Annotated in this window: 26 protein-coding genes; 12 read left to right on the forward strand and 14 right to left on the reverse strand. The window is 70.8% G+C overall.

The window, feature by feature from the left end; genetic code table 11:
* Positions 1 to 55: 55 nt before the first annotated feature.
* A complete protein-coding gene (locus ACIQI8_RS26180; RefSeq protein WP_402355085.1) occupies positions 56 to 556 on the reverse strand; it encodes a cysteine dioxygenase in 501 nt (166 codons plus the stop codon).
* Positions 553 to 1440, reverse strand: a complete 888-nt coding sequence (locus ACIQI8_RS26185; protein WP_402355087.1) for an amidohydrolase — start codon at positions 1438 to 1440, stop codon at positions 553 to 555. Before ACIQI8_RS26185 ends, ACIQI8_RS26180 begins: the two co-directional genes overlap by 4 nt.
* A 169-nt stretch (positions 1441 to 1609) precedes the next feature.
* On the opposite strand from ACIQI8_RS26185, the gene ACIQI8_RS26190 reads away from it, so the two are divergent.
* The 4 genes from ACIQI8_RS26190 (at position 1610) to ACIQI8_RS26205 (ending at position 5446) form a co-directional block, all read left to right on the forward strand.
* Positions 1610 to 2614 (forward strand): LacI family DNA-binding transcriptional regulator, encoded by a 1005-nt coding sequence (locus tag ACIQI8_RS26190; protein WP_402355089.1) that lies wholly within the window; start codon positions 1610 to 1612, stop codon positions 2612 to 2614.
* 241 nt (positions 2615 to 2855) lie between these two features.
* Positions 2856 to 3635, forward strand: a complete 780-nt coding sequence (locus ACIQI8_RS26195; RefSeq protein WP_402355091.1) for an alpha/beta hydrolase — start codon at positions 2856 to 2858, stop codon at positions 3633 to 3635.
* A 94-nt stretch (positions 3636 to 3729) separates the two neighbouring features.
* Complete coding sequence (locus tag ACIQI8_RS26200) at positions 3730 to 4992, forward strand: PP2C family protein-serine/threonine phosphatase (protein ID WP_402355093.1); 1263 nt, start codon at positions 3730 to 3732, stop codon at positions 4990 to 4992.
* A gap of 46 nt (positions 4993 to 5038) precedes the next feature.
* On the forward strand, positions 5039 to 5446 hold the full coding sequence (locus ACIQI8_RS26205; RefSeq protein WP_402355095.1) for a DUF3224 domain-containing protein: 408 nt from the start codon (positions 5039 to 5041) through the stop codon (positions 5444 to 5446).
* A 33-nt stretch (positions 5447 to 5479) separates the two neighbouring features.
* Here the strand turns inward: ACIQI8_RS26205 and ACIQI8_RS26210 are convergent, their stop codons facing one another.
* The 3 genes from ACIQI8_RS26210 to ACIQI8_RS26220 all read right to left on the reverse strand — a co-directional run bounded on the left by ACIQI8_RS26210 (position 5480) and on the right by ACIQI8_RS26220 (position 8495).
* Positions 5480 to 6100 (reverse strand): hypothetical protein, encoded by a 621-nt coding sequence (locus tag ACIQI8_RS26210; RefSeq protein WP_402355097.1) that lies wholly within the window; start codon positions 6098 to 6100, stop codon positions 5480 to 5482.
* A gap of 31 nt (positions 6101 to 6131) precedes the next feature.
* Positions 6132 to 7529, reverse strand: a complete 1398-nt coding sequence (locus ACIQI8_RS26215; protein ID WP_402355099.1) for an FAD-dependent oxidoreductase — start codon at positions 7527 to 7529, stop codon at positions 6132 to 6134.
* Between the two features lie 159 nt (positions 7530 to 7688).
* Positions 7689 to 8495 (reverse strand): inositol monophosphatase family protein, encoded by an 807-nt coding sequence (locus tag ACIQI8_RS26220; RefSeq protein ID WP_402355101.1) that lies wholly within the window; start codon positions 8493 to 8495, stop codon positions 7689 to 7691.
* Between the two features lie 165 nt (positions 8496 to 8660).
* Here ACIQI8_RS26220 and ACIQI8_RS26225 point away from each other — a divergent pair, with 165 nt between their 5' ends.
* The 3 genes from ACIQI8_RS26225 (at position 8661) to ACIQI8_RS26235 (ending at position 11097) form a co-directional block, all read left to right on the forward strand.
* Positions 8661 to 9068 (forward strand): hypothetical protein, encoded by a 408-nt coding sequence (locus ACIQI8_RS26225; RefSeq protein ID WP_402355103.1) that lies wholly within the window; start codon positions 8661 to 8663, stop codon positions 9066 to 9068.
* Positions 9069 to 9129: 61 nt separating this feature from the next.
* Positions 9130 to 9663 (forward strand): chloramphenicol phosphotransferase CPT, encoded by a 534-nt coding sequence (gene cpt, locus ACIQI8_RS26230; protein WP_402355105.1) that lies wholly within the window; start codon positions 9130 to 9132, stop codon positions 9661 to 9663.
* 132 nt (positions 9664 to 9795) lie between these two features.
* Positions 9796 to 11097 carry an aminotransferase gene (locus ACIQI8_RS26235; protein ID WP_402355107.1) on the forward strand — a complete coding sequence of 434 codons (1302 nt, stop codon included), beginning with the start codon at positions 9796 to 9798 and terminating at the stop codon, positions 11095 to 11097.
* Between the two features lie 18 nt (positions 11098 to 11115).
* Here the strand turns inward: ACIQI8_RS26235 and ACIQI8_RS26240 are convergent, their stop codons facing one another.
* The 3 genes from ACIQI8_RS26240 to ACIQI8_RS26250 are packed head-to-tail and all read right to left on the reverse strand — an operon-like array spanning position 11116 to position 12707.
* Positions 11116 to 11490: a roadblock/LC7 domain-containing protein gene (locus ACIQI8_RS26240; protein WP_402355109.1), complete on the reverse strand. Its 375-nt coding sequence runs from the start codon at positions 11488 to 11490 to the stop codon at positions 11116 to 11118.
* A 30-nt stretch (positions 11491 to 11520) separates the two neighbouring features.
* Positions 11521 to 12360: a hypothetical protein gene (locus ACIQI8_RS26245; RefSeq protein ID WP_402355111.1), complete on the reverse strand. Its 840-nt coding sequence runs from the start codon at positions 12358 to 12360 to the stop codon at positions 11521 to 11523.
* Positions 12357 to 12707 carry a hypothetical protein gene (locus ACIQI8_RS26250; protein WP_402355113.1) on the reverse strand — a complete coding sequence of 117 codons (351 nt, stop codon included), beginning with the start codon at positions 12705 to 12707 and terminating at the stop codon, positions 12357 to 12359. The genes ACIQI8_RS26245 and ACIQI8_RS26250 overlap by 4 nt, the downstream gene beginning before the upstream one ends.
* 163 nt (positions 12708 to 12870) lie before the next feature.
* Here ACIQI8_RS26250 and ACIQI8_RS26255 point away from each other — a divergent pair, with 163 nt between their 5' ends.
* Positions 12871 to 13236, forward strand: a complete 366-nt coding sequence (locus tag ACIQI8_RS26255) for a hypothetical protein (protein WP_402355115.1) — start codon at positions 12871 to 12873, stop codon at positions 13234 to 13236.
* 173 nt (positions 13237 to 13409) lie between these two features.
* Here ACIQI8_RS26255 and ACIQI8_RS26260 read toward each other — a convergent pair whose 3' ends face one another.
* Entirely contained in the window at positions 13410 to 14060 is a 651-nt protein-coding gene (locus tag ACIQI8_RS26260) for an NADPH-dependent F420 reductase (protein WP_402355117.1), read from the reverse strand.
* Positions 14061 to 14134: 74 nt separating this feature from the next.
* Here ACIQI8_RS26260 and ACIQI8_RS26265 point away from each other — a divergent pair, with 74 nt between their 5' ends.
* Both ACIQI8_RS26265 and ACIQI8_RS26270 read left to right on the forward strand, forming a co-directional pair.
* The gene (locus ACIQI8_RS26265) at positions 14135 to 14518 is read left to right on the forward strand and encodes a winged helix-turn-helix transcriptional regulator (protein ID WP_402355119.1); all 384 of its coding nucleotides are present in this window, start codon (positions 14135 to 14137) and stop codon (positions 14516 to 14518) included.
* A gap of 91 nt (positions 14519 to 14609) precedes the next feature.
* Positions 14610 to 15428 (forward strand): SAM-dependent methyltransferase, encoded by an 819-nt coding sequence (locus ACIQI8_RS26270; protein WP_402355121.1) that lies wholly within the window; start codon positions 14610 to 14612, stop codon positions 15426 to 15428.
* Positions 15429 to 15470: 42 nt separating this feature from the next.
* Here ACIQI8_RS26270 and ACIQI8_RS26275 read toward each other — a convergent pair whose 3' ends face one another.
* Positions 15471 to 16391, reverse strand: coding sequence for a helix-turn-helix domain-containing protein (locus ACIQI8_RS26275; protein ID WP_402355123.1), 921 nt, complete (start codon positions 16389 to 16391; stop codon positions 15471 to 15473).
* A 128-nt stretch (positions 16392 to 16519) separates the two neighbouring features.
* On the reverse strand, positions 16520 to 16750 hold the full coding sequence (locus ACIQI8_RS26280; RefSeq protein WP_280881144.1) for a DUF397 domain-containing protein: 231 nt from the start codon (positions 16748 to 16750) through the stop codon (positions 16520 to 16522).
* A 203-nt stretch (positions 16751 to 16953) separates the two neighbouring features.
* Between ACIQI8_RS26280 and ACIQI8_RS26285 the strand changes: the two genes are divergently transcribed.
* Positions 16954 to 17454, forward strand: a complete 501-nt coding sequence (locus ACIQI8_RS26285; RefSeq protein ID WP_402355126.1) for an ATP-binding protein — start codon at positions 16954 to 16956, stop codon at positions 17452 to 17454.
* Between the two features lie 28 nt (positions 17455 to 17482).
* Positions 17483 to 17983 (forward strand): hypothetical protein, encoded by a 501-nt coding sequence (locus ACIQI8_RS26290; protein WP_402355128.1) that lies wholly within the window; start codon positions 17483 to 17485, stop codon positions 17981 to 17983.
* A gap of 48 nt (positions 17984 to 18031) precedes the next feature.
* Here ACIQI8_RS26290 and ACIQI8_RS26295 read toward each other — a convergent pair whose 3' ends face one another.
* The 3 genes from ACIQI8_RS26295 to ACIQI8_RS26305 form a co-directional block, all read right to left on the reverse strand.
* Positions 18032 to 18619, reverse strand: a complete 588-nt coding sequence (locus ACIQI8_RS26295) for a TetR/AcrR family transcriptional regulator (RefSeq protein ID WP_402355130.1) — start codon at positions 18617 to 18619, stop codon at positions 18032 to 18034.
* A gap of 52 nt (positions 18620 to 18671) precedes the next feature.
* On the reverse strand, positions 18672 to 20540 hold the full coding sequence (gene nhaA, locus ACIQI8_RS26300; protein WP_402355132.1) for a Na+/H+ antiporter NhaA: 1869 nt from the start codon (positions 20538 to 20540) through the stop codon (positions 18672 to 18674).
* Positions 20541 to 20661: 121 nt separating this feature from the next.
* Positions 20662 to 21957, reverse strand: a complete 1296-nt coding sequence (locus tag ACIQI8_RS26305) for an MFS transporter (protein WP_402355134.1) — start codon at positions 21955 to 21957, stop codon at positions 20662 to 20664.
* Positions 21958 to 22211 lie beyond the last annotated feature (254 nt).

Consider the following 22211-nt stretch of genomic DNA (forward strand, 5'->3'; position numbering starts at 1 on the left):
CGAGCCAAGGGCGGGAGACCTGTAGAGGCCCCCGCCCGTTGCGGTTCCCGCCGGCTCACGCGGCCGGCGTGTCCAACGGTCGCAGCTCGTCCGCGTACGAGACGGAGATGCGGCGCATCAGACCGTCCTCGGTGATGTCGTACTGGCCAAGACGCCACAGCGGCGGCGAGTACGCGTGGATGGAGACCGCGTCGTCGGTCGCCCCGGTGAGGCGGTGGATGTGTTCGGGGCCGAAGCAGAAGGACTGGCCCGCGGGGACGGTGACGGACAGATGCGTGCCGCCGATGCGCGGGTTGGACTCGTTGAGCGCGCCCTGGACGACACCGACGGCTCCGGAGGAGATGTCGTGGTCGTGCCACCCGGTGTCGTTGCGCCGGGTCCAGCACAGCAGCCAGACGTCGACGTACTCGTCGCGGTACAGGGAGGCGTAGTGCCGCTGTTCGTCGGAGAACGCGACCTGCTCGCGCCACAGGTCCGGCCGCGCGGCGAGTTCGTCCACGAGGGCCTGGAGTTCGCGCTTGTCGAGTGAGCGGTCGGGCAGGGCGTCGTACGTCATCGGGTGGCTCCCTTCAGGAGGCGGGCGGGATTGACGGTGCGCACGGCGTGGGCGGCGGCGTCCGCACCCAGGTCGGCGGGGATGGCGTACGGGCGGTCGCTGCCGGCGACGAGCACATCGATGCCGACGGCGCGCACGAGCGCGTCCACCGCGCGCGTGCCGTACGACGAGGTCTCGTAGAACGCGTCGAAGTCCACCTCGCCGCGCCCGCCCCCACGGGCCGCGAACCGTTCGCCGTGCAGCGGTGCCAGACCGGCGAGCGCGGCGAAACAGACACGCAGGCGCGGGTGACGTGCGCGGCCGAAAGCCCGGAAGGCGAACCAGGACGCGTGCAACTGCTGGAGATAGGGGACGAGCGCGGCCCACCACGGGGGAGCGCCGGGCGTCGGCGGGGCGACTCCGGGGTGCACGAAGAGGGGCTTGTCGTGCCGGGTGAGGACATCCAGCAGGGGCGCGCAACGCTGCCAGCCGGCCTCGTCCAACAGCGCGGTGGCGGGGAGTTGGAGTCCCACGCAGCCGCGCCGGAGTTCACGCTCGACCGACTCCGGCTCAGGCGCGGTGAGGCAGACCGAGGCCCAGGCGCCGAACGGTGGCGGGAGCGCGAGCACGCCGTCGTGGAAGGCCGTGAGCAGGGGCCCGGCCTCGGCGGGCGGCAGGTGTTCGATGCCGAGCGGGCAGGAGAGCGACACCAGGGCCAGGTCGAGGCCGTCGGCGGTGGCGAGACGGGTGCGGGCCGCGAGGTCGTGGTCGGCGGGATCGACTTCGTAGGGCGGCTCGCCCGCCAGGTGCAGGGTCCAGGCGTCGAGGTACGGCGGTGTCGAGCGGGCGCGCAGCAGCTCGGTGAACTCGGGGGGCCAGAAGTGCTGGTGGACGTCGGTGGGCACGGGGCGGTCCTTGTGAGCGCGGCGTGGGCGGGGCTCGGTCGATGGGTAGTTAAGCGCTTCACTGATGCGGTTAAGTTAAGCGATTAACAAGAGTGCGTGTCAAGGGCACGAGTGGGCGCCCGAGCGCGGCTGCGGGTCCCGGCGGACCGGCCCCGGTAGGCTTCCGTGCATGGCCAGGCCCGCAAAGCGCACCACCCTCCGGGAGGTGGCCGAGGCCACCGGTCTCTCCACCGCCGCCGTCTCCTATGCCCTGCGCGGCAAACAGGTCTCCAAGGAGACGGAGGAACGAGTCCGCAGGGCGGCCGCCGAACTCGGCTACGAGGCCGACCCCATCGCCCGCGCCCTGGCGAGCGGTCGCACCAGCATGGTCGGCGTGCTCGCGGGCGACCTCAGCGACCTGTGGCAGCAGCAACTGATGGCCGCCATCGGCCGGGAGCTGCTGGCCTGCGACCGCTACGCGCTGACCGTCGACGCGGGCGGCGACCCCCACCGCGAACTGGCGCTCGCCAAGCAACTGCGCGACCAGCGGGTCGACGCGCTGGTCGTGTCGCCCGTCGACCCCTCGGCCGAGGAATGGGGCGCGCTCGCCGAAGCCCTGCCCGTCGTGGCCGTCGGCGACTCCCTGCAGAAGGCCCGCACGGCCGGACAGGTCATCTTCGACAACCGCGCCGGCATCGACGCCGTCCTGGAGTACCTGCACGGCCTTGGCCACCGCCGGGTCACCGTACTGACCCCGACCCGCCCCAGCACTCCCGACCGCCCCGCCGACGTCTACGTCTCCGAGGCGGCCGAGCGCCTCGGCCTGCGCACCGAACTCGTCCCGTGCCCGCAGGAGTTGGGCGAGGCGACAGCGGTGGCACGCCGGGTGCTGGAGGGGCCGAGGCCCGCGACCGCGGTCTTCTGTTTCTCCGACTCCCTGGCCTACGGGGTCTACGCGGCCGCGGCCGAGGTCTCACTGGAGGTCGGGCGGGACATCTCGGTCGTCGGCTTCGACGACCACCCGGTGTCGCGGGTGCTCACCCCGCCGTTGACCACGGTCGGCTGGGGACAGGCCGGAATCGCCGCGGAGGCGGCCCGGCTGACCGTCGCGGCGATCGAGGGGAAGCGGGTGCGGAAGAAGCGGATCCTGTGCGCACCGCGGATGAGTGAGCGGGGGTCGGCGGTGCGGATTTAGGGGGCTGGTTGGTTTGCCCACCGTGGAACAGGTGCCCCGGTGGACTCGCCCACAGGTACGCACGGTTGGATGGCGCGCGTAACGGAATCCGCGGCTCACTTCTTGTGGAAGCCACGGGTCAGTTCTTGTGGAAGCCGCGGGTCAGTTCCTGTCGAGCCGCGAGTGACCCCACCGCTCCGCACCTCCAGCGCTCCGCCCCTCCACCGACCCCTCCGCATCGCACCGCATCCGGGAGACACGCATGCCGCAGCTCGAAGTCGACGGCGCAGCACTGACGTACGACGACGAAGGTCCCCGCGAGGGCGACGGTGTGCCCTTGGTGTTCGTGCACGGCTGGACGGCCGACCGGCATCGCTGGGACCACCAGTTCACGCATTTCGCGGGACGGCGACGGGTCGTCCGGCTGGACCTGCGTGGCCACGGCGAGAGCACGGGCGCGGGAGTGAAGACGGTGGGGGAGGTGGCGCGGGACGTCCTCGCGCTTCTCGACCACCTGGAGATCGACCGGTGTGTTCTGATCGGACACTCCATGGGCGGGATGATCGCCCAGACCATCGCCCTCGACCACCCCGAACGGGTCGAGCGTCTGGTGCTGGTCGACTCGATCAGCCGGATGACATACAGCCGAGGCCGGGGCCTGCTGATGGGTGCGTCGACGCTCCTGCCGTTCAAGGTGTTCGTCGCCGTGAACATCCAGCGGGCCTTCGCCCCGGGCTACCCGCGTGAGGAGATCCGCACGTACATCGCTGCCTCCGAGGCCACGCCGAAGGAGGTGGTGATGACGCTGTACGGCGCCATGCGGGCCTTCGACGTCCTCGACCGGCTCGGTGAGATCCAGGCGCCCACCCTCATCGTGCACGGCTTCCACGACATCCAACTGCCGTTGCAGCAGATGCTCCGGACGGCCAAGGGCATCCCGGACGCGCTCGTCCGCATCATCGACGCCGGCCACGAACTGCCGGTGGAGAAGCCCGCGGAACTGACCGCCGCCCTCGACGCCTTCCTCGTCGACCGGGTCTGAGACGCCGACCGGCCGATCACGCCCACCGCACCACGGACGGGTCATTACCGCTCGATCGGATGGGCTGGTGTTGGGATGGTCACGGTGAAAGGGGATGGTGTTGGACGGTGACCGGATGGCCGGGCCCGCGGCGGGCGAGGCGGATCGATTCGCCCTCGCCCAGCGGGCCGTCGGCGTGATCGGAACGACGCTCGACGAGCGCAGGACGGCGGCGGAGTGCGCCGGGTTCCTCGTCGAGGAACTGTGCGACGCCGCGGCCGTGGACCTCTTCCCGGTCGAGTTCGGGGAACCGTTCGCGGACAAGCCGGCGCGGGACGAGTACCGGTGGGCCGACCGTGGCGCGCTGCGTGCCGTCGCCTCCGCGGGCCGCCGCGCTCTCCTGGACAACCTCCAGCATGTGCCGCGCGGCGACATCCTGGTCCGGGCGCTGGACGCGGGCCGCCCCATCACGGCCTCCTTCACCCCCGACGACCAGGAACCCGTGGCCGCCCTGTCCGTCCCGCTCCTGGCCTGGGAACGGGCCTACGGCGTGCTCCTCGCGGTCCGCACCGGCACGGCCTTCGACGACGACGAGGCCGCCGCGATCCACTACACGGCCCGGCTGACCGCCGCCCACCTGCACCACGCGGCGGAGAACCGCCGCCTGCGGGACACGGCGTTCAACCTCCAGGAGGTCCTGCTCGCCGAACCCAGCCGCCCTCACCCCAACCTCGACATGGCCACCCGCTACCTGCCGACCGGCAGCAACGCCGTGGTCGGCGGCGACTGGTTCGAGACCGTGCGCCTGCACTACGGCCGCACGCTCCTGGTGATCGGCGACGTCATGGGGCACGGCCTGGACGCGGCGGTCGACATGAACGCCTACCGCTCGATGCTGCGCTACGTCGCCTCCACCGACCTGCCCCCGCACCGCATCCTGCGCCAGATGGACGCGGCGATGTCCAAGGACGGCAACCGCCGCCCCGCGACCTGTCTGCTCGCCCTGGTGGACCCCGCGCGCGGTACGGCGGCGTTCGCCACGGCGGGCCATCTGCCGCCCGCCGTCTTCCACCGCGACGGCACCGGCGAACTCATCACCCTGCCCGTCGGGCCGCCGCTCGGCACGGGCTTCGCCGACTACGAGACCAAGAGCCTTGCCCTCGCCCACGACGACACCTTGGTGATGTTCACCGACGGACTCGTCGAACGCCGCGGCGAGGACATCGACGCCTCCTTGTCCCGCCTCGCCCACCTGCGTCTGTGCCCCGACCAGGACGTGAACGCCGTCCTCGACGAGATCCTCACCCACCTCGACGCGGAGCGGGCGGACGACGACGTCGCCGTCATCACGGCCCGGCTGCACCCACGCCCGAGCTGAGCGCACCGCGGAGCGACTGTCGGACCCCGGCGCTACCGTCGGACACATGAGAGCCACCGGAACCTTCACCGTCAAAGCGTTCACCCCGACCGAACTGAAGCCGGAACCGGACATCACCACCGGACTCCCGGTGGGCGTCGCCACCCTGGAGAAGGACTACGAGGGTGACATCACCGGCCGCTCGGCGACCTTGTTCACCGCCGCCTTCGACCAGGGCACGGGCGTCGGCACCTATGTGGCGATGGAGTCCTTCGAGGGCACGGTCCACGGCAGGGACGGCACCTTCAACTTCGTTCACTCGGCGACCACTTCGGGCACCGACCGCACCGCGGAGTTCTTCATGATCGTGCCGTCGAGCGGCACGGGAGAGCTGACCGGGATCACCGGCGGGGGCGGCATGGCCGTCGACGCCGACGGAACGCATCGGATCTGGTTCGACTACGAGGTGGGCTGAGCCAGGGCGGTCGCGGACGGCCGGGCGAGTCACTCAGCGCCGGCCCCGTCCCCACCGCTTCCGCCGCATCACCGCAGACACGCGCTCGCGCTCGTATCCCGTATGGGTGAGGAACGCCTCGATCACCTCCGCCGCGTCCCGATGGGGCACCGCCGCCCGCAGCTCCGCGTCGTACCCGTCCGGCAACGGCGGTGCCACCAGAGCGACTTCGTCCCCGGACCGCAGCCGCAGCACCACCGCCCGCAGCCCCTCCGGATCACCCGGCACGGTACGCAGACGCGCGTGCAGCCGGTCCTGCGAAGGGGCGTACAGCCGCACCCGCGCCAGCAGCGGACCGGACTCGAACTCCGCCCAGCGATCGAGTCCGAGGGCGCGGAACGGTGGCTCCTGCCAAGGCCGTTGCGCGTCCAGGTGCGCCAGCAGCCGCACCAGGAAGTCCCGGACCGAGGGTTCGTCGTGCGGCTGCCAGGACAGGTCGTCCACCCAGGAGGCCGCCGCCACAGCCTCCTCGATGTCCGCGTACTGCTCCTCGGCGGTGAGGTCGTAGAAGGGTCGTTCCAGCATCATGCGCGCGATCCGCTCGACCTCGGCGTCGCTCAACTCCCGACTGAACTGCACGCAGTAGAGGACCGCGACGACCACCCCGAGACGCATGCGCACAGTATGACCACGCCGGGGCCGCCGGTCAGGAGGTGAGGGCGTCGAGGAGTTCCGCGCGTGAGGGGCCCGGCGGCATGAGGCCCTTCGACTCGGACACCAGGCGGGCGACGGCGTCGGTGATCGAGGGGGCGCGCAGTTCCTCGTGCGCACCGGGCAGCAGGTGCGCCGCGGCCCGCTCCGCGCGCAGGGCATCCGGGTCGCGCTGGGCGAGCCGCCCAAGTGCCCGGGCGCGGAGCCAGTCGGGGTGTTCGTAGGGGAGACCGGCCTCGTGAGCGTCCATCTCCGCCAGCCGGTGCCGGGTGTAGGAGACGGTCTGCCGGTACGCCCGTCCCAGCCCGTCGTCGGTCGCCCTGCCGAACGCTGCCGCGAACTCCGGCGGGTCGTCCGTGCCCGCCCGCTCGCGCAGCAGATCGCGCAGGATGACGCTGTGGTGCAGGCTCATCGCCAGACCCCGCCCGACCGTCGGCACGGTGAGGGCCCAGGCGTCCCCGATCGCCACCAGCCCGGTCACGAGGGGCTGTTCGACGTCGTACAGCGTCCTCCTGCGATGGGTGAGACGGGCCATCGTCTGCACTCCGTCGGTGATGGGTCGTCCCGTCAGCCACACGCCCGCGCCCGGGAACAGGCGTACCGCCGCCGTCCAGGCATCCTCGTCGCGCAGGAGATCGCGCAGTTCGTGGTCGTCGGTGCGGCTGATGAGGCCGAGCGAGTACGTGCCGTGGTCGGCCGGGATGCGCAGGAGACCGAGCGAGCCGTGCTCGACGACCAGCGGGAACGTGTCGGCGGGCAGGGTGCCGTCGGGGGAGCGGAAGTAGCGGCTGTGGTACGTGAATCCGCGCTCGCCTGACTCCTCCAACGTCCCCGGCACGCCGATCTCCCGCAGTCGCGCGGGGAGCCGGGATCTGCGCCCGGTGCAGTCGACGACCAGATCCGCCGACATTCCGCCCGCGCTCGTCTCCACCCCGGTCACGTGCGGTACCCGGCCGCCCTCGGCGGCGCGCAGCCCGAGCCAGCTGACACCCCACCGGATCCGGATGCCGGCCGCCTCGGCCGCGTGGAGAGCGGCGGATTCCAGGAGCGGACGCCGGGCGGCCAGGGTGTCGAACCGGGCGTCGTCCGGGTGCAGCCTGCCGCCCAGACCGGGCTCGGGTGCCACCACGTTCATGCGCACCGCTCCGGCCGCCGTCATCATCTCCACGAGGCCCGGCAGATGAGCCTCGGCCCGCTGAAGCCAACTGGCGAGCGGGAGATGGACGAGGCGCAGTTGAGGGATGCCGGGGCGCTCCCACTGCGACCATCCCGCCTCCGGGTCCGTCGGTGGCGGCTGCGGGTCGCGTTCGAGGACGGTCACGTCATGGCCGTCCTGGGCGAGGAGCAGGGCTGTCTGCAGGCCGCCGAGGGCGGCGCCGAGTACGACGATCATCGACACGAGGACATCTCTTCCCGCGCGGGCACGACCTGGTGCATGGTCGGACGCCGTGCCCCTCTGAGGGGTTGCTCCCGGACTCCGGTCGGTCCTCTGGCCGGCACGTCTCGAACAGGTTGGCGGCCGGTCGGCTCGACCACCGGTCGTTCCCGCCCGCTACGCCCCGGCGCCCTCCCGGCCGACCGTCGCACGCCACAACTCCAGCGCCTCCTCGGCCGCTCCCGGCGCGACCAACAGCAACGGCTCGTCGTAGTTCGGGAGTTGGGGCATCGCCACCGCGCCCGCCTCGGTGGCGATGAGGAGGGCGGGCAGGCCGTCCACCGGGTGGAACTCGCCGATCGCGGCGGCCGTCGCCCGGCCCGCCGCGACCTGGGCGAGGGAGAGGGCGGTCGAGCCCATGACGCGGGCCGTGCAGTGACGGGCCGAGAGCTGGGCGAGCAGGGTGTCGAGTCCGGCCCAGTGCGCGTGTGCCGCCCACTCCGTCATGAAGACATGGCCGGTCAGCGTCGTGTGGTCCGCCGCATGGATCGGGACGCCGTTGAGGTGGGCGCCGCCGCCCCGGACCGCTGTGAAGACCTCGCGCCGCCATGGGTCCGCCACCACGCCCAGCAGCGGCGAGCCGTCCGGCTCCGCGAGGCCCAGCGAGAAGGAGCACCAGCCGATGCCGTGGGCGTAGTTGGTCGTGCCGTCCACGGGGTCGATCACCCAGTGCGGTGCGCCGGACGCGCCCTGCTGGGCGCCGTACTCCTCGCCGTCGATGCCCCATTCCGGGTACTGCCGCCGCAGCACCGACCGGACGTGCGTCTCCACGGCCTCGTCCGTGTCCGTGACGATGTCCGCCGGGCTCGCCTTCTGCCGGACCGGGCCGTCGGCACCGCCGTTCCCGCCGCGGATCGTCTCCGACGCCCATTCGGCCAACTCCACGGCCACCCGTAGGGCGCCCTCCAGGTCATGCCCGGTCACAGCTGTCCACCACCTTGATCATGTCGTCGCGGCTGTCCCGGCCGGTGCGGCCAGGGACATGGGACACGTGTCGGGTCCCATGTCCGTCGTCCCCACGGCATACATGACCGGAACGATGGGTCAACAACCAGGGCCGAGCGCGCGCCGCACTGAGAAGATCTGACCATGACGCGATCCGTTCGATCCCAGACATCCTGCGGCCGCCCCGGTTCCGGCTCCCGGCTCTCCCTCTGTTCGAAGAACTCGGTGCTGTCCATCGGCTCGGTGGACTCGTTCATGTGCATCGGCTCCGCCTCGTCGGTGCTGTCGATCGGCTCGGCCGCCTCCGCGTTGTCGGTCGGTTCCGCCGCCTCGCTGCTGTCGCTGGGCTCCGCGACCAGCGTGCTGTCCATCGGGTCCGCGTTGTCGGCCGGTTCGGTGCTGTCGTTCGCCTCCGTGGGCTCCCGGCTCAGCTTCGGGACGGTCTTCGCCGAGCGCCCCTCCCGGGCCCTGGCGACCGGCGCGCTCGCCCTGGGCGTCGTCCTGGCCCTCTCGACCACGCAGGTCGCGCGCCGCCGCCGTCTCCGCCCCTAGGCCGGCCGAACCGCGCGAAATTGCCGCCCGGCCGCCGTGGGTTCCGTCCTAATGTGGCGCGGTGACGACTCAGGTGATCGTGTTGAACGGTGGTTCCAGCTCGGGCAAGTCCGGGATCCTACGGTGCCTTCAGGCGGTGCTGCCCGATCCGTGGCTGGCGTTCGCGGTGGACACGCTCGTCGACTCGATGCCCGCGTCCCTGACCACCTCGGCCGCGGGCATCGAGTTCGCGCCGGACGGCGGAGTGAGCGTGGGTCCGGAGTTCCGGACGCTGCAGGCCGCCTGGCGGGAGGGCGTCGCCGCGACCGTGCGCGCGGGCGCCCGGATCGTCGTGGACGACGTGTTTCTCGGCGGGGCGGCCTCCCAGCAGGAGTGGCGCAAGGTCCTTGAGGGGCTGGACGTGTTGTGGGTCGGCGTCAGATGCGACGCCGAGATCGCCGCGGGCCGCGAGATCGCGCGCGGGGACCGGGTGCGGGGGATGGCCGCCGCACAGGCGGAGCTGGTCCACCGGGGCATGGACTACGACCTGGAGGTGGACACCTCGCACACCGAGTCCTTGGAGTGCGCGCGGATCATCGCCGCCCAGGTCAGGTGAGCGCCGGGGCGTCGTCAACGCCGTGCGTCCCGGCGCAATTCCGGTGAGCGGGGCGGCCGCCTCTTGTTAGGTTCACCAAAGGCCCGCCCCGCAGGCCGCCCAGAACTCCGCTCGCCCTCCGGAAAGAGCACCATGCCGACGACCGCAGACCCCGCCGCCCTCGCCGCACACCTCGACCAGGCACGCCGTGACTACGCCGACCTGCGCGACCGCAAGCTGTCCCTGGACCTGAGCCGGGGCAAGCCCTCGCCCGAGCAACTCGACCTGGCCGCCGACCTGCTCTCGCTCCCCGGCGACCGGTACACGGCCGCCGACGGCACCGACTGCCGCAACTACGGTGCCCCGCTGGGCCTGCGTGAACTGCGGGAGATCTTCAGCCCGTTGCTCGACGTGCCGACGGACCAGCTGCTCGCGGTCGGCAACTCCAGCCTGGAACTCATGCACGACTGCGTCGTCCACGCCCTCCTGGGCACCACCCTGCCGGGTGCGCGAGGGCGGTGGGTCGACGAGGGACGGATCGCGTTCCTGTGTCCCGTGCCCGGCTACGACCGCCACTTCGACCTGTGCGAGCGGTTCGGCATCGACATGATCCCCGTACCGCTCACGGAGACGGGCCCGGACATGGACGTGGTCGAGGACCTCGTCCGCACCGATCCGCGGATCAAGGGCATCTGGTGCGTGCCCAAGTACAGCAACCCCTCCGGCATCACCTACAGCGACGACACCGCCCGCCGACTCGCCGCCATGCCCACGGCCGCCGCCGACTTCCGCATCTTCTGGGACAACGCGTACGCCGTGCACCACCTCACCGACGAGGAGACGCCGGTCGCCGACATCCTCACCGCGTGCGCCGATGCCGGTCATCCGGATCGCGCGTTCGTCTTCGGTTCCACCTCGAAGGTCACCTTCGGCGGTGCCGGGGTCGCCTTCTTCGGCTCCTCACCGGCCAACGTCGACTGGCTGCGCCGGTACAGCGCAAAGCGGTCCATCGGACCGGACAAGGTCAACCAGCTCCGCCACGTGCTGTTCCTGAAGGACACCGACGGGGTGCGCCGGCACATGGTCAAGCACCGGGAGATCCTGCGGCCGAAGTTCGACACCGTGGACCGCGTCTTCACCGAGCAGCTCGGGGGCACCGGCCTCGCCGAGTGGGCGCGGCCCAAGGGCGGTTACTTCATCACGCTCGATGTCCTGGCCGGTTGCGCCCGGGAGGTCGTGCGGCTGGCGAGCGAGGCCGGCATCGCGCTGACGCCCGCCGGCGCCACTCACCCCTATCGCGAGGACCCCCAGGACAGCGTGATCCGGATCGCGCCGACCTTCCCGACGGCGGACGAGGTCGGGCAGGTCGCCTTCGCCGTGACGGTGTGTGTGCGGCTGGCGGGCTACGAGAAGCTGGTGGGCGGGTCCGAGGAGGGGCGGACCAGCCCGCATTGACGGGCGGTGGCCTCGACGTCAGGAAGAGACGTCCTTGTCGAGGTGCCGGCGCAGCTCCGCCGTGACGGCCGGGATCTCGCGGCGGAAGGCCGCCTGGTCCAGGCCCTCGTCCGTCACGACCGCGAGCAGCGCCCGGTCGCCGACGGCCGTCACGATGACATGGCCGGTGCTGCAGCGCGCACTGATCTCGCGGAGCTGTCCGGTGTCTCCCTGGTCGGCGAGTCGGTGGCCGAGGGAGAGCGTCGCCGCCGCCACCGCGGCCATGGACTCGGGGTGGGTCTTGTTGACGTCACTGGCGACGACGAGCCCGTCGACGGTGGCCAGGGTGCTTTCGGTGACGCCCATGACGTTCTCCCGCAGGGCGGTGAGAAGGTCGATCACGGGGTCGCTCATGGCGTCTTCTTCCTGTTGCGGGCGGACAGTTCAGTCCTGAGGCCGGTGCGCCGGTGAAGAGGTGCGGCCGGGGCGGCGACGCGGGAGCGATACGGGGCCGGGTGCGGTGCGCGTCGTCGCGATGGGTGCGCTGCGTACCGCCGTACTCGGTCTGGCGTCGGCCGAGGGCGTGCGCGGTCGGACGAGTCCGCGGTCCAGCAGGTGCCGTAGGTCCATCATCACGGCGAACAGACCCCGGCCCAGCGCGAAGGCGATGTCCCTCGCCGTCTTGCGTCCGTCCGCGTGGGCCAGGACGTCCTGGTGCCGAGCGGGGAGCGTGCCGACCGCTCCGGGGAGGTCGGCGGTGGACGCCGGCTCCATGCGCGTGCGGGCGAGAGCGGCCACCGAACCGGGTTGTCCGGCAAGGAGATCGACACGGCGGGACACCTCGTCGAGGAGCCGCTCGGGGGTGACCCCGGCATTGCGATACAGCGTCGGTACGGGATCGGTGACCTCCCAACTGTCGGGTGTGGCGAGGGAGAGCGCGAAGGCGGCGTCGAACAGCGCGCTCAGGCTGATGACTTCGAGTTCTCCGGCGCCGACGAGCCCCCGGTGCACCAGCTCGTCGGCCAGATGTTCGTGTGTGGTGTCGGCCGCGCGGACCGACGACCACGTCTCCTCGCTGATCCGGCCCGACCTGAGGAGCAGGCCCTCGGCGCTCGGGGCGCCAGGGGTCTCCATGGCGACCACGAGGCCGTCGCGCACGTGGATCGAGCCGCCCGGGGTGCCGGCGACGAGGACGGTGCAGGACCGCCCCTGACCCCGTAGCGCCGACAGCAGCGCGGGGATGTTGCGGGCGTCGGTGAGCGGCTGCGAGGGAGCCTCGGTCATGCGAGCAACTCGTCGGCGTACCGGGTCAGTTCGCGCAGCGCCCAGGTGAGGTTGGTGCGTTCACGGTCCACGGTCGCGCACAGCAGCAAGGGGTCGCCCTGCCGGGGGAGTTGGATCGTCACGATGTGCTGGGTGGAGGTCGTCACGATGACGTTCTCCAGGTCGCCGGACGCGCCCGCCCGCGTGAGACGGGTACGGGCGAGTTCCGCTATGTCGCAGGAATCCCTCCCGGCGCTCACCTCGCCCCACTCCGCGAAGGAGAGGCCGGTGACGGCGTCGAGCAGTGCGGCTCCGCTGATGCCGGGCGTGTTCATGGCACGGCTGAGCGCGGCGTCGAGCGATGACAAAGGGCCCCCCTTCAGTCACTCCGGCGAGCAGACTACTTTATTTGCCAACTATCGCAACACTGGCCAAAGAATGGTGTTGTCTGATCCCGCACGGCTCGCATTGAGACCGTTTTCGGGGCGAGATCCTCCGTCTCGCCCGGTCGTGAAGGAAACGAGGCACCACGTGAACATTGAGGCGACGCTCAAGGAAGCGATGACTATCGACGGGGCCCTGGGGGTGTCCCTGGTCGACTATGAGAGCGGCATGACGCTCGGCGTGCTGGGCGGTGGGCCGAATCTCGACCTGGAGGTCGCGGGGGCGGGCAACACCGAGGTCGTGCGCGCGAAGCAGCGGACGCTGAAGTCCATCAATCTGGACGACGAGATCGAGGACATCCTCATCACCCTCGGTCGGCAGTACCACCTGATCAGGCCGCTCACGCAGACGAGCGGCTCCCTGTTCCTGTACCTGGCGTTGGACCGGGGGCGCAGCAACCTCGCACTGGCGCGGCACCACCTCAAGCGCCTTGAGGCCGGCCTGGAGATATAGGCCCCTTCCGGCATATGACAATTGGGTAGTCGCGAGGCCGGCCGGCCTCGGCGCGTGAATTGGCGCCGGGGTCGACCGGCTCTCGGAATGCCTTATTCCGGGATGACGTACGCCGATTCAAGCGGCCTCAATTGTCTAGGCCAGAAATGTCTAGTCCATTTTCCTCATCTCTGTCATTCGGCCGGTCCGGTCGCAAAGGCCAGTGGCGGCGCAATTGCCTGGACGTCCGCCCCCTCGCCCACCCACAGAGCGATGAATAGGGCCGCGGTCGCCTCCAGGAGCCCCGCCCTTTCGAGTCCGCCGCCGGCTACCGGCGAGCAGCCGACGTCCCGTACCAACTCGTGCACCCGCGCGATGGCCACCTCGTCGTCCCCGCAGACAGGCACGGCCAGAGGGCGGCCGTCGAAGACGGGCGGGCGCATCCGCCACACGTCCTCGTGACAGAGGTTGAACGCCTTGACCACATGGGCTCCCGGCGCCGCCGCGGCCAACCGCCGCGCGGCCGAAGGGCCAGCATCCGTCAGGAGCCGGAACCCCGGCCCGACCGGATTGACGCAGTCGACCAGCACCTTGCCCTCAAGAACCGCTCGCAGCTCACGCACCACATCGGCCGCCGCACCGAACGGCAGGGCGACCAGCACCACTTGACCGAACCCGGCCGCCGCCCGCAGGTCGGCAGCCCTCGCGCCGTACCCGATACGCGCCGCCAGCCGCTCCGCCCTGCCCGCGTCCCGTCCGCCGACCGTCACCTGGTGACCCGCCCGCGCCCAGTGGGTGGCGAGGGCGTCCGCCATATTGCCCGTCCCCAGCACGCCGATTCTCATCACGCGATCCCTCCCCGTGCCCGCTTCGACCGTTGAGGACGACGCTAGGAGGCCCGTCAGGCACCATTCGGTACGTGACGACCGATGCCTTCCTCGCCGACTGCCGCGCCCGACTCGCCTTCGACCTGCTCTCGAACACCTGGAACGCCGTGGTGATCTGGGCGCTGCGCGACGGCCCCAGGAGACCGGGCGAACTGCGGGAGCGGATCGGGGGCATCAGCTCCAAGGTCCTCACCGAGACACTGCGGCGACTGCAGTTCAACGGCCTGGTGACACGGCACGCGCACCCCGGGGCACCGCCGCGGGTCGAGTACGAACTCAGCGCTCTGGGGCGGACGTTGCTGGCGCCCATCGACGCAGTCGGAGCATGGGCGTTCGAACACGGCGACGAGGTCATGGCCGCGCAGGAAGCCGCGTGCGGCGCCGCCACCGAGCAGTGGCCTCCTCGTACGGGTTGACCGGATCAAGGGGGTGGCTGCACCAACTGTCGTTTCTCTAGGATGGTGGATCCGGCGGTAGGTCCGCCGGTGCGCGGAACTGGGGGAGACGATGGAGTCCGAGAAGCGGTTGTCCACCAAGATCGATGCCACGGTACCGACGGCCGCGCGGATGTACGACCACTACCTCGGCGGCAAGGACAACTACGCCGTGGACCGGGCAGCCTGCGAGGAACTGGACAAGGTGGTGCCCAGCACCCGCGCGCTGGCACTGAACAACCGGCGCTTCCTCCAACGGGTGGTCAGGACGCTGGCGGGGGAGCACGGCATCCGGCAGTTCCTCGACCACGGCTCAGGCCTGCCGACCCAGGACAACGTGCACCAGGTGGCGCAGGGGATCGATCCGGCCTCGCGCGTGGTGTACGTCGACAACGACCCGATGGTCCTGGTCCACGGCCGCGCCCTGCTGGAGCAGAACGAACGCACCGCCGTCATCCAGGCCGACCTGCGCGAGACCGACCAGATCTTCTCCCACCCCGACACCCAGCGGCTGATCGACTTCTCGCAGCCGGTCGCGGTGCTGTTCAACTCCGTCTTCCACTGCATCCCCGACAGCGACACCGAAGGACCGCTCTCGGTGATCGCCCGGGTCGTCGAACAGCTCGTGCCCGGCAGCTTTCTGGTCATGTGTCAGCTGGTCAGCGAGGACCCCGAGGTCCGGAAGTTCGTCACCGACTTCATGGACCAGGCGACCCAGGGGCACTGGGGCCGGGTGCGCGAGCAGAAGGACGTCGCGGAGTGGTTCGCGGGGATGGAGATCCTCGACCCGGGACTGGTGGAGGTCTCCACCTGGCGCCCCGACAGTGAGGTGGCGCCACGTCAACTCACCCAGGAATGGATCGAGTTCGGCGGAGTGGGCCGACTCCTCTAGGGAGCGGCTCCCGCGGTCACGCCCCGTCCTCGGCCATCTCGCTCACGCCTCCGGGTACCGGCTTGCCACGGTCTCCCGGAGGCGGGCCAGCGACTCGCGCGGGTTCAGGGCCTCGTCCGCGAGCCGGTCCAGCACCACTCGGTACTCCTCCGTCTCGTCGCGGTCCTCCAGGAACGTGGCGCTTCTGATCTGTTCCAGATAGACGACGTCGGGCAGGTCCAGGCCGCCGAAGCGCAGATAGGTGACGGGGATGTTCGGCGCGGAGGCGTTCGTGACGTCCAGCGGCACGATCTGCACGGTCACATGAGGCAGTTGGGCCATCGTCACCAGGTGCTCCAGCTGCTCGCGCATCACCTCGGGGCCGCCCAGCACGCGCAACAGCACCGACTCGTCGACGACCGCCCAGAGCTGCGGCGCGTTCCCGCGCTCCAGCAACTCACGGCGTCGCATGCGCAGTTCGACCCGGCGCTCGATCTCGCGGGCCGGCGCCGAAGGCAGCCCGCGCTCCACCACGGCGCGGGTGTAGGCCGGGGTCTGCAGCAGTCCCGGAACGTACTGGATCTCGAACGTACGGATGGCGGCGGCCGCCTCCTGGAGTCCCACGAGCCGGTCGAACCACTCCGGCATCAGCCGCTTGTCGAACCGCTGCCACCAACCGGGTTCACCGGCCCGCCGCAACAGCTGCAGCAGGACCGACGTCTCGTAGTCCTCCGTCTTGTACAGCTCCAGGAGCGCGCGGACATCACCCTCGGTGGGCGGCTTGCGCCCCTTGCCGGCCTCGATGCGGGACAGCTTCGCCGGACTGAACCCCACCATGCGGGCGGCCTGTTCCTGCGCGTACCCCGCGTCCTCGCGGATGCCCGCCAGCTGGACCCCGACCAGCATCTTCAGCAAGGTCGGGGCGGGCTCGGTGCGATTCAGATACGGTTCGAGGCGGGAGACGCGCGGTGACTCGGAGGGCATCCTGGCTCCCGGTGGGCAGGGGACGACAGCTCGCATTATCGCATTCCGGCCGCCGTCGGCGCATCCGTCGGGCGAAGCGGAACGCGGTTGTCCGACTTGGTTGTTGAGCGGCCTCGCCCCGGGCTGACTCACAGCAGGTGGTCGAACTCGCCGTCCTTCGCGCCGGCCAGGAAAGCGGCCAGCTCGGCCGGTGTGTAGACCAGCGCCGGGCCGTGCGGGTCACGGGAGTTGCGCAGCGCGACACCTCCCTCGGCCAGGGCGGCGACCTCCACACAGTTGCCCTCGGCATTGCTGTGGCGGCTCTTGATCCAGTGGACGCCCAGTGAACTCGCTCGCACTCCGTTGGGAACTGCTGCCACAGCACTCTCCTTGCACGTGTTCCGCCACGGTGACCACCCGCCGACCACAGGTCAGACAGGTCTCGCGTGACGCCGACTCCCTTGACTCGTGCGCAATTTCTCGTGAAATTGCACAGAGTCGCTCTCGTCGTGGATAATAACCAAGGCGTCAACCTCCGTGTCGGCGCCCGGTCCTGACATCACCTCAGGGAGGCGCCGTGCCCTTGCCCGCACACGCAGCACCCTCGCTGGGCCCGTCCGCGTCACCCGCGGAGCGGACCGCACCTGCCGGTGTCCCTCCGCGCAACGCACCGAAGACCGCCACGATCCGCCTCACCGGCACCGACCGAGGGTGTCTCCAGGCAAGCGAGTTCGTCGAACGCACCCTTGGCGACTGGCAGTTGGACCGGTGCCGTGCGGACGCGCTGACCATCGTCACCGAACTGGCCGCCGGAGCCGTGCGGGACACCCTCGCCGACAACCCGGGCGAGGAGACGGCCCCCGAGGTGTGGCTGAAGCTCACTCTCCGCCCCACGCACCTGGTGTGCGCCGTGACCGACAGGAGCCGCAGCCTGCCCCGATATCCGCTGGCCACCGGCCCGCTCAAGGAGCACGGCCGCGGCCTGCACCTCGTCGAGGCCCTGTCCGAGCACTGGGGCTGGACCCGGTACGCCCCCATGGGCAAGACCGTCTGGGCCATGCTGCCCACCCGGCCCCGCACCTGAGATGACGGAACGGCGAACACCCGCAGCGATGACCGCACCTGTGAAGAGAGGGAACCCCTCGGCGACACTCGGGGACGTCGGGCACGTCCCCTGGCGTGACATCAAGGACTCCACCGGCTCCGCCGCGGCCATCCCGTTCCTGCTCGCCGCCATCGCCTCGGGCGACCCGGCCGCCGCCACCACCGGCCTCGAACGGCTGCAGAACCGCATCTGTCAGTACGGCTTCGTCGTCGGCCAGGCCACGGCCGTCACAGTCCCCTTCCTCTGGGACCTCGCCCAACGCCCCCAGGTCACCTGCCGGGTGCAGATCCTCCACCTGCTGCGGAACATCGCCGGCGCCCGCCAATGGGGCACCACGGCCGCCGCCTACCCCAAACTCCGTCGCCACCAGGATGATTACGTCGGATGGGAGTCCGCGGCCCGTCGTGCCGTGCGCGCCGACGGGGGCGCCATCCCGCGCCTGCTCAGCGAACGGGACACCGCACTCGTCCACGCCACCGAGGAACTCGCCGGCGCCCTGGCGGAATGAGACCGGCCGTACGCCGAGCCTCTTCTTCCTGCGCGAACTCGGGTCGCCTTATGCGCGCTTGGGCAGAGCCGCGTCGATCAGGACCGATGCCGCCGCCCGGGCGGTCGCGCCCGCCGAGGGGTCGCGGTCCATCCGGGCGGACAGTCCGCCGCCGTCGTACAACAGGTGCAACTGGCGGGCCAGCGCCTCCGGTTCCGCGGCGCCGGCGTCCCGGGCGAGGTCGGTGAACAGGGCCCGGATGGCGGCGCGGTAGGTGTCGGTGGTCTCCTCGATGGCGCTGCCGTGCTTCGCCTCCGCGCTGGCGGACACGAACGCGCAGCCGTGATAGGTGGGTTGGGCGAACAGCTCGCTCTGCGCCTCGAAGACCGCCAGAAGTTTCTCGCGCGGATCGTCGACGCGGTCGATGGCGCGCAGCAGCCGGCCGGTCACCGAGGCGTGCCGTGACTCGAGATACGCCTGGATCAGCTGTTCCTTGCCGCCGAAGGTGTTGTAGAGGGAGGCCTTGGCCACTCCGGCGTGCTCGATGATCCGGTCGATCCCGACCGTCTGCACACCCTCGGCGTAGAACAGTTCACCCGCGGCCGAGAGCAGTCGCTCCCGTGCCGTCGGAGTCTGCGCGGTCCGCGTCTTCGCCATGCCGCTCACCTTCTCGACAGATGATGCAAGTCTAACTCGTGACCAGACAGGTCTACTCAATCGCCGCCAGCGCCGCCCGGGCCCGCGCCGCGCGCACGGCCGCGGACAGGGAGGCGACGTCGTACGCGCCGTAGTGCCGTCGGCCGTTGACGAAGAACGTCGGTGTACCCGAGACGCTGCTCAGATCCGCGGACTCGACGTCGTCGGCCACCCGTTCCGCGCCCGCGCGGGCCCGCAGATCGCGGCGGAAGGCGTCGGTGTCGAGGCCGATCTGCTCGGCGTAGGCCAGCAGATCCTTCAATCGCAGGTCTCCCTGATGGGCCATGAGGATGTCGTGCATCTCCCAGTAGCGACCCTGCAGGGCCGACGCCTCGGCTGCTTCGGCGGCGATCTGCGCGTTGGGGTGGACGTCGGTGAGGGGCAGGTGCCGCCAGACGTAGCGCAGGTCGTCCCCGAACTCGGCGAGCAGCTCGCGGACCACCGTTTCCGCCAGGCCGCAGTACGGGCACTCGTAGTCCCCGTACTCGACGACGGTCACGGGTGCGTCCAGAGGTCCGCGCACGTGGTCGCGCGCGATGTCGACCGGCTCGCTGAGGTCGACGATGGGCTGGCCCTGGCCGAGCAGGGCGCGGGTGCGGGCCGGCCCGGGCAACAGCGCGATGATCCGCGTCACCGCCCAGGTGATCAGGAAGGAGGCGAGCACGGCCGCCAGAATGCCGATCTTCGCCTGTTCGAGCTGCGCTCCGTCGAATGCGAGGGTGGCGATCAGCAGCGACACCGTGAAGCCGACCCCGGCGAGGGTCCCGCCCGCGGTGACCGCGCCCCAGCCGACCGCGGGACGCAGCCGCCCCCGGCCGAGGCGGGCGGCGATCCAGGTGGCGCCGAGGATGCCCACCGGCTTGCCCACGACGTAGCCGAGCAGGATGCCGAGCGTGATGGGCGAGGTGAACGCGTCCTTGAGCGCGTCGGCGCTGATCGTGATGCCCGAGTTGGCCAGGGCGAACAGCGGCACGATGACGTAGCTCGTCCAGGGGTGGAACATCCGCTGGAGCCGCTCGTTGGGCGACAGCGCGGTGGCCAGTCCGCGGCGCAGGGTGCGTTCCAGCTCGGGCGTCGGCTGTTCCCGGAAGCCCAGGAAGAGCCGGCTGACCCGCTCCAGCGCGCTCCGCTCGGCGGGATGGGCGTACGTGAGCAGACCCATGGCCAGGCCGCTGACGACGGGATCGACCCCCGACCGCAGCAGCGCGCCCCACAGCGCGATGCCCAGCACCGCGTAGACCGCGCCATTGCGGACACCGGCGCTGCGCACCACGAGCAGGACGGCGAAGATGCCGACCGCGGTCAACAGGGCGGGCAGGTAGACCGAGCCGCTGTAGGCGAACGCGATGACGGCCAGCGCCAGGAAGTCGTCGGCGACCGCCACGGTGAGCAGGAAGACCCGCAACCCGCTCGGCAGCCGCGAGCCGAAGACGGCCAGCATGCCGAGGGCGAAGGCCGTGTCGGTGGACATGGCCGCGCCCCAGCCGTGCGCCGAGGGCTCGCCGGCGTTGATGGCGAGATAGATCGCGACGGGTACGAGCATCCCGCTGACGCCCGCGACCCCCGAGAGCATGACGCGCCGGCGTTCCCGCAGTTCACCGAGGTCGAACTCGCGGCGGGCCTCCAGCCCGACGATGAAGAAGAACAGCGCCATCAACCCGCTGTTGACCCACTCGCGCAGATCCAGGGACACGCCGACCGAACCGATACGGAACGACATCACGGTCCGCCACACCGACTCGTACGAGTCGGGGGCGGCGTTGGCCCAGACGAGCGCGGCGACCACCGCACTCAGCAGGACCGCGGCGCTGCCGGTCTCGGTCTCCAGGAAGGCGCGCAGGGGGCCGTGCGCTCCCTTCGGGCACTCGGTCTGCCCGGTCATGGAGTCGTTCGTGGAACCGTTCGCGGAGCCATTGACGGACGACGCGGTCGTCCTTGGCGCTTCGTCGTGCACGCGCATCCCGATCACTTGTCGTGTGTCCGTCAGTGTAGTGAGCAACCGATCAGGACACGCGTTCCGCGCTCTCCGCCTCGACCGGCCGACGCCCGGCGACCGCGGGTCCGGAGGCCACGGTCAGCCCGTGGACGGGCTGCGGCCTGCCGCGCAGCAGCAGGGCGACCAGGGCCAGCAGCGCGAGGACGATGACCAGCGCCCCGTACTCCTCGGAGGTCTGTATCAGGCCTCCGCCGTGGACCACGAGAATGCCCGCGACGACGGAGGGGATGCCCATGCCGAGGTAGGAGGTGACGAAGAGCAGGGACAGGACGCCGGAGCTCTCGTGGGGGCGGGTCAGCGGCAGCACCGTGCGGATGCCGCCCTGGAAGCCGCTGCCGAAGCCGAGGCCGGCCACGGCCGTGCCGACGAAGAACAGAGCGGGCGAGCTCCAGTGGATGGCCAGCAGCGTGAGCGCGACTCCGGCGACGAGTGCGGCGATGCCGGTGTACATCACCGTGGTGGTCTGTGCCTTGCGCAGGGCGAGGACGGACATGGCCGCGACGATCGCGAGGACGAAGAGGCCGAGGCCGCCGTAGACGGCGGAGGTGGAGCCGACCAGGGTGCGGATCAGGGCGGGGCCGAGGGAGCCGTAGAACCCGGCGAGTGCCCAGACGGCGAAGATGACGGGGGCGGCCGCCAGGACCGCGCCGCGGACCGTGCGCGGGAGCTTGATCTCGGGCACCAGGCTGGCCAGGGCTCCACGCTCACGGGCGACGGTCTCGTCGATGAGGGAGACGGCGATCGCCTGGAGGACGAACACCACGAGCAGCCCGAGGTAGATCGCGTGGGTCGGAGCGGGCAGGTACTGCACGACGAAACCGCTGACCAGGGCGCCTGTGGCGGTGCCCAGGCCGGGCACGAAGGCGTTCGCCATGGTGCCGCGCGGGCGGTCGATGTCCATCATCGCGGCTCCGACCGCGCCCAGTGCGGCGCCGGTCGACAGGCCCTGGATGATGCGGGCGAGGAGGAGCTCGTCGACCCCGCCGGCGGTGGAGAAGACCACCATCGCCACGGCCTGCGCCGCGATCGCGGCGATCAGGACGGGACGGCGTCCGACATGGTCGGAGAGTTTTCCGAAGACCAGCAGGCTCGACAGCACGGCGATCGCGTAGATACCGAACACGACCGTGGTGGTGATGGGCGTGAAGCCCCATTCGGCCTGGTAGGCGGCGTAGAGCGGGGTGGGTGCGCTGGAGGCGGCGAGAAGGGAGATCACGATGGAGGCGAGGACGTAGAACGCGGCCCGTGGCGGGATGGGGCGGCTCGACGTCATGGTGCGGTCGGATGATTCGACGGGGTTCATCGGAGGCCCTTCGCGAGGACGAAGACGTGGATCATCGGAGTCCTGGGCTGTCTGCGCGACGTTGAGTAGACAGGTCTGTCTGTGATGTGTGGGGCAACAAGGTAGACAGCTCTGTCTATTCCCGTCAACGTCCGTGAGTGCGACGCCGGTGTGCCCCCGGCTTCGTTCCGCGGCTTCGGTTTCAGCGGGCGGCCATGGCTGAGAACACTCTGAAACCGCGCTGAATCCGGGATCGGTCACGCTCTGCCGCATGA

The sequence above is a fragment of the Streptomyces sp. NPDC092369 genome, from assembly GCF_044755245.1.
Taxonomy (GTDB): domain Bacteria; phylum Actinomycetota; class Actinomycetes; order Streptomycetales; family Streptomycetaceae; genus Streptomyces.